Below are 11,624 nucleotides of genomic sequence, written 5' to 3' on the forward strand. Positions count from 1 at the left end.
GAAGCTATCTTCTTAGGAGAAAGAGACGATGAAACAAACAAGGCGAGAGTTTATCAAGAACAACGCAATCGCTGCGACAGCAGCGGCTGCCGGTATCACGATACCGGGTGTCACCATTGCCGCTGAAGGTGATGACGGCATCCGCTGGGACAAGGCAGCTTGTCGTTACTGTGGAACCGGTTGTAGCGTATTGATGGGTGTTAAAGACGGTAAAGTGGTTGCCTCACAGGGCGATCCGGATGCACCGGTTAACCGTGGATTGAACTGTATCAAGGGTTACTTCCTGCCGAAGATTCTATACGGAAAGGATCGTCTGACCCAGCCATTGCTGCGTAAGACCAATGGCAAATACGACAAGAATGGCCAGTTTGAGGCTGTTTCCTGGGATGAAGCCTTCAAGACCATGGCGGAAAAATGGATTGAAGCGCGTAAAAAAGGTCCCAAGGGTATCGGTATGTTCGGTTCCGGCCAGTGGACTGTATGGGAAGGTTATGCCGCCCAGAAGCTGCTCAAGGCCGGTTTCCGCTCAAATAGTCTTGAGCCGAATGCCCGTCACTGTATGGCTTCAGCGGTAGGCGCTTTCATGCGCGGTTTTGGTATCGACGAACCCATGGGCTGCTATGACGACCTGGAACATGCTGACGCTTTCGTACTCTGGGGTGCGAATATGGCAGAAATGCACCCGATTCTGTGGTCTCGTCTGACTGATACCCGTCTGACCAAGAAAGGCTGCGAAGTTCATGTCATGTCGACTTACACGCATCGCAGTTTTGAACTGTCTGACAATGACATTATTTTTGAGCCGCAGACAGACCTGGCGATTGCCAACTACATTGCCAACTACATTATTCAGAACAAGGCCTACAATCAGGACTTCCTGGATAAGAATGTTAACTTCACCAAGACACCGACTGATATCGGTTATGGCCTGCGTCCGACTGATCCTCGCGAGAAAGCTGCGAAGAACGCCGGTAAGGGCAAGCTGAGTAAAATCAGTTTTGAAGAGTATGCCAAGTCAGTAGAGCCATACACGCTGGAATATACGGCCAAGCTCTCCAAGGTACCTGCGAAAAACCTGGAACGCCTGGCTAAAGTCTATGCGGATCCAAACAAGAAGGTATCTTCTTACTGGACCATGGGAATGAACCAGCATACACGTGGCGTATGGGTTAACGGCCTGGTTTACAACATTCACCTGTTGATGGGCAAGATCTCAGAGCCTGGCAACAGCCCGTTCTCTCTGACTGGCCAGCCTTCGGCTTGTGGTACTGCTCGTGAAGTGGGTACTTTTACCCACCGACTGCCAGCAGATCTGGTGGTCAAGAAAGACGCTCACTGTAAATTTGCTGAAAAAACATGGAAGATTCCTGCCGGTACTATCCCGCGTGCTAACGGTAAAACCGATGATAAGGATCAGACCGACATCAGCGGTAAGCCAATGGGTAAAACCCTGATTCATGCTGTTGCCATGCATCGTGCATTGAATGACGGCAAGATGAATACCTTCTGGGTAATGTGTAACAACAACCTGCAGGCTGCAGCCAACTTTAATGATGAGTCCTATCCCGGCTGGCGCAATCCTGACAACTTCATCACAGTCAGTGACCCGTACCCAACGGTTTCAGCCATGGGTGCCGACCTGGTACTGCCTACTGCGATGTGGATTGAAAAAGAGGGAGCCTACGGTAACGCAGAGCGTCGTACCCAGTTCTGGCGTGAGCAGGTTGCCGCTCCTGGAGATGCGAAGTCTGATCTTTGGCAAGTGATGGAGTTTTCCAAGTACGTCAAAACTGACGATGTATGGGACGCCGCACTGCTGGATGCCAACCCTGACTTCAAGGGAAAGACCCTGTATGAAGTACTTTATGCCAACGGACAGGTTGACAAGTTCCCTGCTGAGCAGGTGACTGATGATCGTGGCAACAAGTATGACAACCACGAGTCTTCTCACTTTGGCTTCTATGCACAGAAAGGCCTGTTTGAAGAGTACCGCCTGTTTAACTCGGCAGAGGGTATTCCCAAGAAAGGTCATGAGATGGCTGAATTCGGCGCCTACCACAAAGCCCGCGGTATTCGCTGGCCAGTTGTAGATGGAAAAGAGACTCTGTGGCGTTTCCGTGAAGGTTACGATCCACATGTCGCCAAGGGTGAGGGCGTTAAGTTCTATGGCAAGCCGGATGGCAAAGCCAACATCATTACCGCTCCTTATGAACCAGCAGCTGAGCCACCGGATGATGAGTACCCACTGTGGCTCTGTACCGGTCGTGTTCTGGAACACTGGCACTCAGGTTCCATGACCATGCGCGTACCTGAGCTTCGCAGGGCTGTCCCTGACGCCTTGTGCTACATGCATCCGAAAGATGCCAAGAAGCTGAGACTGCGTGACGGTGCCAAGGTGAAAGTTGTTTCACGCCGTGGCGAGATCGAGACGCGTGTTGACACCCGTGGCCGTAACAAGCCGCCACAAGGGCTGGTATACGTGCCCTGGTTCGATGCAAGCCGCTTGATCAACAAGGTCACGCTTGACCAGACCGATCCGCTTTCGAAAGAGACGGATTACAAGAAGTGCGCGGTCAAGGTCGTTAAGGCGTAAAGACGGTTCAGAGTGAAGAAACAGACTATCGGCAAATGATGCAGTCATGAGTGAAGCAACGGAAAACAAGCCAACAAATGCCGCCAGGACGATGTCGCGCAGACAGTTTCTGGCAGACACTGCCAGAACGGCCTGTGGCGTTGGCTTGCTTGGCCTGGGTATCGGCGTCTATTCAGATCGCGCCGGTGCCCTGCCTGCAAACGCGTTAAGACCGCCCGGCGCCAAGCCGGAAGAGGATTTCCTTGTGGCCTGTACGCGTTGTGGCTTGTGTGTTCGTGATTGTCCTTACGACATGCTGCATCTCGGCAAGATGGGTGATGATGTGCCTTTGGGTACACCTTACTTTTTTGCCCGGGAGGCGGGTTGTGAAATGTGTGAAGACATTCCTTGTGTACCTGTTTGTCCAACCGGTGCGCTGGATCACGACCTGACTAACATCAATGATTCCCGCATGGGCCTGGCGGTGGTTTCCGACGAGGAAACCTGTATCGCCTTCCTGGGTCTTCGTTGCGAGGTCTGTTTCAACATCTGTCCTATCCGGGGCGAAGCGATTACGCTGGATAAAAAGCATAACGAGCGCACCGGCAAACATAGCCTGTTTATTCCGACTGTCCATTCCGAAGCCTGTACTGGCTGCGGCAAGTGCGAAGAAGCCTGCATTCTGGACGAAGCAGCGATTCGCGTTTTACCTAACCACCTGGTGCAGGGCAAGTTACAAGCCCATTACCGCAAAGGGTGGGAGGAAAAAGCCAAGGCCGGAGAGGCACTGGTCACACCGGACACTGAACACCGCTATAACCTGCCGGAAGGCATGCGTTACGAACATGCTGGCGAGGGGTTGATCATGGATGATGCCGATGCATCAAAGAGTGATGCAATCAATATTCTCAATCGTGGTTTTGGAGATTAATGATGGCTAAACCTTTCAGCGAAATCGGAAACGATGCAATTCAATCCAAGGGCTGGCTTGCTGCGCATAAATGGCTGATTTTGAGAAGAGTTAGCCAGCTAGGCGTACTAGCCTTGTTCCTGCTCGGGCCGTTGGCTGGTATCTGGATAATCAAGGGCAACCTGTCATCAAGCCTGTTGTTTGACACAGTGCCAATGACAGAGCCGGTCGTCTTTTTACAGATGCTGGCTACAGGACTGGTTCCTGCTACCGATGCCATTATTGGTGTTGCCATTGTTGCAGGTTTCTATTTTCTGGTTGGTGGCCGGGTGTTCTGCTCATGGGTTTGTCCCGTGAACATGATCACTGATGCTGCGCACTGGTTAAGGGAACGCCTTGGTATCCGTGGAGGCGCGCGTTTCAGCAGAAACCTGCGTTACTGGATGCTGGGGATGGTACTGCTGCTCAGTGCTGTCACAGGAACCATGGCATACGAAATGTTCAACCCGGTATCGATTCTTCATCGAGGAATTATTTTCGGTGTTGGCCTGGCCTGGTCAGTCGTGATTGCGATTTTCCTGTTTGATTTTCTGGTAGCTAAACGTGGCTGGTGTACTCACCTTTGCCCTATGGGCGGTTTGTACAGTGTGATTGGCCGCTATAGCCTGTTGAAAATTGCTGCAGACAAGCGCGAAGCATGCAATGACTGCATGGATTGCTTCATTGTCTGTCCTGAACCGCAGGTCATCAAGCCTGCACTGAAGGGTGCAAAGAAAGGTTTAAGCCCGGTAATCCTGGCCAGTGAATGCACAAACTGTGGTCGTTGTATCGATGTATGTTCAGAAGATGTTTTCAGCTTCGGAACACGCTTTAACAAATATGAAAAACTCGGAAGTGAAATAGGTTCTGCACAGAAGGTTTAATGCCTGTGCATTTATTAATGATTTACTACTGATCCATCAGATAGTGGGGTATAACATGAAGAAAATTATTATGACATTTATCACCGGTCTGGCTCTGGTCACGGCATCTATGTCTACCATGGCTGAAATCCAGTCTTTACGTGGTGCACACGCACTCGACAAACCGTCTGAAACTTTAGACAAGCGCAAGCAGATTAAGCAGAAAGACGGCTTTGAACGCAGCTACAAGATTCAGCCGCCAATGATTCCACACACAACGGAAAAGGACAGAATCAGCCTGAAAAACAATAGTTGCATGAAATGCCACAGCGAAAAGAATCACGAGAAAGAGAAAGCGCCAAGAATTGGTGATAGCCATTACATCGATCGTGACGGCAACAAGTTGAGTGATCTCTCTTCTCGCCGCTACTTTTGCACCCAGTGCCATGCGACACAGGTCGATGCAGACCAACTGGTTGAAAATGACTTTGTTGGGGCTAAATGATTTAAGCGCTTCTGCCTGTAACAACAGGGGAGGCGAACTCTCGCCTCCCTTTTTTGGACCTATGCACTTTAGTGCATGGTTAAATACTAAATTTGGGAAATGTAACGATGGGTAAATTAAAAAAATGGTGCTCTTCAATGGTATTTGTTGGCATCGGTGTAGGTGTTCTGCTCTGGGGCGGTTTTAACTGGTCTCTGGAACTGACGAATACAGAAGAGTTCTGTATTTCATGCCATGAAATGGAGTCGACTGTTTACCAGGAGTTGCAGGAGACCATTCATTGGTCAAATCGTACGGGTGTTCGCGCAACCTGTCCTGACTGTCATGTACCTAAAGAGTGGACCCACAAGGTCTACCGTAAAATTCGGGCCTCTAACGAGCTCTACCACAAGTTCCTGGGCACAATCGACACGCCTGAGAAATTTGAGGACTACAGGCTGACCATGGCCATGAATGAGTGGAAACGCATGAAGTCGACAAACTCGCGTGAATGTCGCAACTGCCATGACTTTGCTTCAATGGACCTGGACAAGCAGGATGAGCGTAGTGCTGAACGCCATGATCCTCATGTCTGGGAAGTCGAGGATGGTATAGAGCCTTCATTGACCTGTATTGACTGTCATAAAGGTATTGCGCACTCTTTGCCGGAAGGCTGGGAAGAGGCTGTTGATAATGATCCTCTGCTTTCAGCTGGACTGGAAGCACTCCAAGAAGTTGAAAAAGAGTAAGTTTGGGTAGTAAAGGGGCCGGGGTCATCTGGTTTGACTCCGTGCCCTGATGCGCAGTAGTTGCCGGCCCAGGGCCGGCATGACATCAGCTATTCAAACATCCCCATCACGACACACGAGATCTGGTTGTAGATATCGATTCCATCTTTATCCATCACCTGATCGATGACCCAGCGGTTTTCCTGTCCGGCTCCCATGACCTGCTGAATCTCATAGCCGAGATGGCGCATAAAGGGGTAGGTAGGGCCTTCATCTGTAAAGTTGAAATCGGAATATTCGGCGCCGCGTTGATTGAGCTTGGCGATAAAGGGCTGGATATAGTCGCCAGCGCCAAAGATGTCCGCCATGTTGTCTTGTACATGCTTTGACATGTGCTTGGCACTTTTCATGATCAGATCACGGCGGTGGTCGCCCTCAATTTCAAGACGCTCGGTGACAATACGGTCGACAAGCGCAAGCTGAAAAATGAGGTATTCGATCATCACGGCAAAGCGCTGATGATCATCTTCGTAGATGAAATCCTCGCCGTGCAGGTTGATTGCTTTCTCCTTGGCAATGCGCCAGGCATTAAAAGCAATTGCGCTGCCTATTTCGTCGATTGAACGTTCTGCGTCCTCATCGTGCCAGTGCGCCTTGATTCGAAGGGCCATGAATACTCCTGATGTTGCAGGGTTAATCTATCCTGCTTTTCGTTGTTTCAAAACTGATATGGGCGTATTTTACGTTGAGATGGAATCTGAAACGAGCCTGAAATGAGTGTGGGTATCGAAAAGCTGATCGAGACTGTACAGCATAACTGTGATATTGCCGATGCACAGCATGGCGGTGATTACACCATGTGCACCTATTTGATGAAGATGCGCGAGTATTTTCGCTGGGTTGGTGGTTATGGATTTAGCGACCGAATACCCGCAGATGAACTTGGTGATTGGCTCGAGTCGCGAGAGGGTCGCTTCAATGAATTGGAAGAGGCTGATTTTTCCTCTATCGAGGTTGATGGCCGCCAGGCAGACCCATTCGATGCAGAGCTGATCAACAGCTGGCTCAACCCCCATGGCCTCGTTTACAGTGCCGGTCTTGAGACCTGGCGCTGGAACAGCCTCGATAATCCCATGGGCCGCGCTTTCGCGTGTTATGACCTCGAGACAGATATCGAGGAGGCGCTGAGCCTGATCGCTGATCACGAACTGGAGAGTGTGCGCCAGCACGAAATCGGTGAATATCTAGCAGGACAGATGCTGGGCGATAAGTGGAATCATCTCTTGATGGCAGTATCGGGAACACCAGCAGAGCTGATGATGCGTGGCTTGCGTGATCATCTGGCTGACTGTCTGGCAACCATCCCGTACCTGGTGGAAGATGGCAGGGAGTCATCCATCCATTTTCTGCTTGGTAATCTCTCCGGAATGCGGGCACAGCTGTTTCCGTCTCTCAGGGTGGAGTATGAGAAGTGGCGCGAATCAGGTGACAGGCGTGGTTTGCTCGAGTTGTCGAAGCGCGGTCAGGATCACTGGCAGCAGCTTGCCGAATCACTGCTCGTATTTGACGAGGGCGACCCCCATTTGCGTCACCAGGTTGAGGAAGCTGTCAACAATGCGATTATGAAGGCCTGATTTCCTCTGCTTTGGAATTGGGCTATAGCATCAACAACGTCAATTCTAAAAACTCAAATCCACTGCAAAGAACAGCATTCCCAGTTACAGCAGCAGGCCCAGGGCGACCATGGAGAGGCCAAAACCAAAGAAGGCAATCTGTACTGCCCTGGGTGGCTGGGTGACGATGCGTTCCTCAAGTTTTCCCTCTGCTCGCATACGCTCAATCCAGGCCGGGTGTTCTTTTTCCAATGCCTCTAGCTCAGCAGCGCCGTGGAATATGTGGGCGTTTAATGGAAAGGCACTGGGTCGGTAGCTTTCGATGAAAAAGTGGACGACGAAGATATGCGCCATGGCCAATATCGCTTCAATCTTGTGTACCCAGCGGGCCACGTTCATCATCCAGCCAGGCAAGACTGAAGTGGTCAGTACTGAATCGAACATCAACAGGCCGGTCGTTCCCACGATAAGCAGTCCCCACCAGACTGCCCAGTAATCGAATTTCTGCCACCAGGACCACCGGTCAAACACCGGGTGCTCCCTGCGTCCAAACAACCAGGACATATGCTGGTGTACGGCTTTGAAATCACTCCAGGTCCAGACCAGGCTGTCCGGGCCGCTGAGGTAGCCTTTCTTACCGACAAGCGCTGAACGGATCAGGTAGACAACATGGGCGGTAAAAATGGTCATCAGGAAGAGGCCGAACATGCGGTGTACCCAAACAGCACCATCACCCCCGCCAAAGGGCAATGCGAGGGTTTTTCCCAATCCTGTTTCAATGTACATCCAGGCCACACCTGTTACCGAAAGTGCCATGAAACTGATAACAAGGACCGTGTGCATCCAGCGTTCACTGCGGGTAAAACGCTCTACCAGAACTCTCTTTTCAGGTTCTTTCCTCTTTTCATGCCTGTTTTCCCAGTGTTGTCTCGCCTCGCGCCATGCCCATACAGTCGTATAGGGCATAAAGAAGATGAAAACACCTCCGGCCAGTGCGAGAAAAAAACAGTAGACCAGTAAAGAGCAGGAAAATCTTCCCGGGTCTGTTGTGACCATGGGCGTTTTTCGTGAATGACATAGCTTCCCATTCCGGGGCCAGCTCCTTCGTGACACTTGGCACACACCTTTTCGTGGCGATGCTCGGCAAAAGCCGCCGCCTTGGGGTTGTGTATACCTGCGACTGGTTTCAAGATATGGCAGTCCCGGCAGACCAGGGTAGTGCGAGCGTAATGCAGATTGTTCTGTTGACCCTCGTGGCAGCTGAGGCAGTAACGTGCGTGGTAGAAAGATTTTACATCCTCGTGTGCGTCCGATTGAGTTGAGTTCTGACGCACAGGTCCATGTCCGGGACCGAGAATATCCAACCAGCTTTTGTTCGTTTTTTGCGAGGGTGTAAACAGCTTGGGATCGTTCGGGTCCTCATAACCGCTCTGGGCCCAGGTCGGGGATGAGCTCACAATGATCAGGAACAGGAGAGGCAAAAGTCCTGCGAATATGCGGTGTGTGTCATGACGGCCGGTTCTGAGAAGTAGAGACATATTTCTGTTAGATCCTTTTAATGCCCGGGGATAGTATTGATCCACTCTCACTATATTGACGTGGATCGAAAACCTTATCAACGTCACTGATTCTCATTGTGCCTGTTGCATTTGCATGAATAACCAAGCATTTAGTGGTTTTATTTTTTTCGGGATGACCATCTGCCTGGGGCGAGTATAAAGAGAAGCAGTCCGTGTTTATTCTGCATTAATGATCGCTAATATGCTAAAATAGTCTGCTGATTCAGCCATTGGCCATTTTCCCATGTTCACGATTACACCTGCCCAGATCGGCAGCATCAAAGACGATACGCTGTCAGGACTGACTGTTGCACTGGCACTTGTGCCCGAGGCTGTCGCGTTCGCCTTTGTCGCCCATGTTTCTCCCGAAGTTGGCCTGTGGGCCGCAGTTATCGTCGGTTTTCTGGCCGCGGCCATCGGTGGTCGTCCCGGAATGATCTCGGGTGCAACCGGTGCGCTGGCTGTGATCATGGCGGGTCTTGTGATCCAGCACGGAGTGGACTACCTGTTTCCCGCAGTTATCCTGATGGGACTGATCCAGATCTCAGTGGGGGTACTCAGGCTCGGCAAGTACATGCGCATTGTGCCTTACCCGGTGATGCTCGGATTTGTTAACGGTCTTGCAGTGGTGATTTTTCTTGCCCAGCTACAGCAGTTTTTCGATATCGACCCGGTGACAGGGGAGAAAACGCTTCTCGAAACGCCCATATTGATGGCAACACTTGGTGTTGTCCTGATGACGATGGCGATCATCCATTTTCTGCCAAAATTCACCATGGCAGTGCCTGCTGCACTGGTGGCGATTGTGAGCACCACGCTGCTGACACTGTTTGCGACACAGGTCGGTTTTGACTTTGGCATCAAAACTGTTGGTGATGTCGCGCCTATCGGTGGCCTGCCAACACTGCCGGACTTCAGCCAGACGATGGGCAGCTGGGATCAGATTGTTGATACATTCATGATTATATTTCCATACTCTTTTGCATTTGCTGCCATTGGCCTGGTTGAGTCACTGCTGACACTGGGTGTTATCGACGAAATGACAGGTACACGTGGATGCGGTAACAATGAGTGTGTCGGCCAGGGTATTGCCAACATCGTCGCTGGTTCTGCCGGAACCATGGGTGGTTGCGCCATGATCGGACAGAGCATGATCAACATTAACTCGGGCGGTTTCGGACGCCTCTCTGGCATCATGGCAGCAGTTTCACTGGCGCTTTTCATCCTGTTTGGTTCCTCCCTGATCGAGGTGATTCCGGTTGCCGCGCTGGTTGGTGTCATGTTCATCGTGGTACTCGCGACTTTTGAATGGTCGAGTTTCCGTATTCTCAGAAAAGTACCGAAACACGATGCTTTCGTTCTGATTGTGGTTTCTGTCATCACAGTTATAACTGACAACCTGGCGCTTGCTGTCGGGATCGGCGTGATTATCTCCGCACTGGTCTTCTCCTGGACAAGTGCGATTCGTGTTGTGGCAGATATATCTGTCAATGAAGAGGGTGCCAAAATCTATGTAATCAACGGACCACTTTTTTTCGGTTCTGCCAAGGTGTTTTCTGATCTCTTCACCCCTGATGATGATCCTGACGAGGTAATTGTTGATTTCATCAACTCACGTGTTGTCGATCACTCAGCGGTTGAGGCGATCGACTCACTCGCGGAACGTTATACAAAACGCGGCAAGAATCTGCATCTGCGTCATCTCAGTGTTGACTGTACCAACCTGCTCAACAAGGCGGGGGACCTGGTTGAGGTCAACTACGAAGAGGATCCGAACTACAAGGTGGCCGACGACAAGCTTGCCTGAGCAGGTTGTTGACCAGGATAAGTATTGCGACACATAATCAACTCATTGCAATAACTGGTTTGTGCTCATGACGACAGCTTTTGACAAACAGGTAACGCCTCTTCGCACCATTTTCGAGGTGAAGCCCGGCAGTTTTATCTTCAGCCGCGAAAATGCATTGCCGGCCGATTTCTGCGATGAAGTTGTGCGTCGCTTCGAGGCCAGCGAGTCCTATCAGCGCAAGGGCGTCATTGGCCAGCTTGGCGAAGAGGATAGCGGCATCAAAAGCACCATGGACCTCGTCGTAAGCGACAAGGATGACTGGAAGGATATCGACCAGATGTTCTTCCGTGGCATGGCAGCGGCAATGAATGAGTTTCGTGAAAGTTTTCCCTATTTCAAGGGCCACTTCAAAGACCTGGGCTACCAGGTTCAGCGTTACCTCCCGGGCGACTATTATCATTGGCACATTGACGGGGGCAGTCATCAGTTTGCCGATCGCCAGCTGGTCGCACTCTGGTATCTGAATGATGTGCCCGAGGGTGCAGGTGGTGAAACCCAGTTTCTGTTCCAGGACATCAGTGTACGTCCCGAGAAGGGCAAGCTGGTGCTGTTTCCTCCATTCTGGACGCATGAGCATCGTGCAGCCGAAATGCTCAGCGGTGCCAAATATATCGCAACCACCTGGGTTCTGTTTCGTTGAAACAGCTGTTGGCGATTATTGAGATGGGAGGCTATCCCAATTTCATTCCGCTTTACCGGTCGCTGGGATTTGAAGTCCATGTCGAGAATTCCGTGCGTAAGGCACGTAGCTGGCTAAAGAAAACAACACCGGATGTCATTGTTGCCGAGTATAATTTCCAGAGCCAGTTTCGCGATCGAACATCAAACCTTGAAACCCTGATGGCAGTGCTCGAGAAATATGGAAGCAGCAAGGTCATCGCCTTCTATGACACACAGACTGAACATAAACTGGCGTTGCTGCAGGAGCGCTTTCCCCTGCATGATGCGATCCCTTTCCCTGTCAGTGAAGAGAAACTGACAGATGCACTTGAACGCATATAGTTACC

Annotated in this window: 11 protein-coding genes; 9 read left to right on the forward strand and 2 right to left on the reverse strand. The window is 50.9% G+C overall.

Annotated elements, in window-relative coordinates:
* Positions 1 to 28 precede the first annotated feature (28 nt).
* The 5 genes from napA (at position 29) to BOW06_RS05365 (ending at position 5,617) form a co-directional block, all read left to right on the forward strand.
* Positions 29 to 2,593, forward strand: a complete 2,565-nt coding sequence (gene napA, locus BOW06_RS05345; protein ID WP_043115505.1) for a nitrate reductase catalytic subunit NapA — start codon at positions 29 to 31, stop codon at positions 2,591 to 2,593.
* 46 nt (positions 2,594 to 2,639) lie between these two features.
* The gene (gene napG, locus BOW06_RS05350) at positions 2,640 to 3,503 is read left to right on the forward strand and encodes a ferredoxin-type protein NapG (protein WP_078454477.1); all 864 of its coding nucleotides are present in this window, start codon (positions 2,640 to 2,642) and stop codon (positions 3,501 to 3,503) included.
* Between the two features lie 2 nt (positions 3,504 to 3,505).
* Positions 3,506 to 4,405: a quinol dehydrogenase ferredoxin subunit NapH gene (napH, locus tag BOW06_RS05355; RefSeq protein WP_043115506.1), complete on the forward strand. Its 900-nt coding sequence runs from the start codon at positions 3,506 to 3,508 to the stop codon at positions 4,403 to 4,405.
* Positions 4,406 to 4,460: 55 nt separating this feature from the next.
* Positions 4,461 to 4,889 (forward strand): nitrate reductase cytochrome c-type subunit, encoded by a 429-nt coding sequence (locus BOW06_RS05360; RefSeq protein ID WP_043115507.1) that lies wholly within the window; start codon positions 4,461 to 4,463, stop codon positions 4,887 to 4,889.
* A gap of 107 nt (positions 4,890 to 4,996) precedes the next feature.
* Positions 4,997 to 5,617 (forward strand): NapC/NirT family cytochrome c, encoded by a 621-nt coding sequence (locus tag BOW06_RS05365; protein WP_078453231.1) that lies wholly within the window; start codon positions 4,997 to 4,999, stop codon positions 5,615 to 5,617.
* Positions 5,618 to 5,706: 89 nt separating this feature from the next.
* On the opposite strand, the gene BOW06_RS05370 is transcribed toward BOW06_RS05365, so the two are convergent.
* A complete protein-coding gene (locus BOW06_RS05370; RefSeq protein ID WP_043115508.1) occupies positions 5,707 to 6,267 on the reverse strand; it encodes a hypothetical protein in 561 nt (186 codons plus the stop codon).
* 102 nt (positions 6,268 to 6,369) lie between these two features.
* Here BOW06_RS05370 and BOW06_RS05375 point away from each other — a divergent pair, with 102 nt between their 5' ends.
* Positions 6,370 to 7,230, forward strand: coding sequence for an Sfum_1244 family protein (locus BOW06_RS05375; protein ID WP_078454478.1), 861 nt, complete (start codon positions 6,370 to 6,372; stop codon positions 7,228 to 7,230).
* A gap of 84 nt (positions 7,231 to 7,314) precedes the next feature.
* Here BOW06_RS05375 and BOW06_RS05380 read toward each other — a convergent pair whose 3' ends face one another.
* Entirely contained in the window at positions 7,315 to 8,265 is a 951-nt protein-coding gene (locus BOW06_RS05380) for a formate dehydrogenase subunit gamma (RefSeq protein ID WP_078459472.1), read from the reverse strand.
* A gap of 747 nt (positions 8,266 to 9,012) precedes the next feature.
* Between BOW06_RS05380 and BOW06_RS05385 the strand changes: the two genes are divergently transcribed.
* The 3 genes from BOW06_RS05385 to BOW06_RS05395 all read left to right on the forward strand — a co-directional run bounded on the left by BOW06_RS05385 (position 9,013) and on the right by BOW06_RS05395 (position 11,619).
* On the forward strand, positions 9,013 to 10,575 hold the full coding sequence (locus BOW06_RS05385; protein WP_078454480.1) for a SulP family inorganic anion transporter: 1,563 nt from the start codon (positions 9,013 to 9,015) through the stop codon (positions 10,573 to 10,575).
* A 67-nt stretch (positions 10,576 to 10,642) separates the two neighbouring features.
* The gene (locus BOW06_RS05390; RefSeq protein ID WP_043115513.1) at positions 10,643 to 11,257 is read left to right on the forward strand and encodes a 2OG-Fe(II) oxygenase family protein; all 615 of its coding nucleotides are present in this window, start codon (positions 10,643 to 10,645) and stop codon (positions 11,255 to 11,257) included.
* Entirely contained in the window at positions 11,254 to 11,619 is a 366-nt protein-coding gene (locus BOW06_RS05395) for a DNA-binding transcriptional response regulator (protein WP_230209662.1), read from the forward strand. The genes BOW06_RS05390 and BOW06_RS05395 overlap by 4 nt, the downstream gene beginning before the upstream one ends.
* The last annotated feature ends 5 nt before the right edge of the window (positions 11,620 to 11,624 follow it).

The organism is Solemya velum gill symbiont (assembly GCF_002020255.1).
Classification (GTDB): domain Bacteria; phylum Pseudomonadota; class Gammaproteobacteria; order Chromatiales; family Chromatiaceae.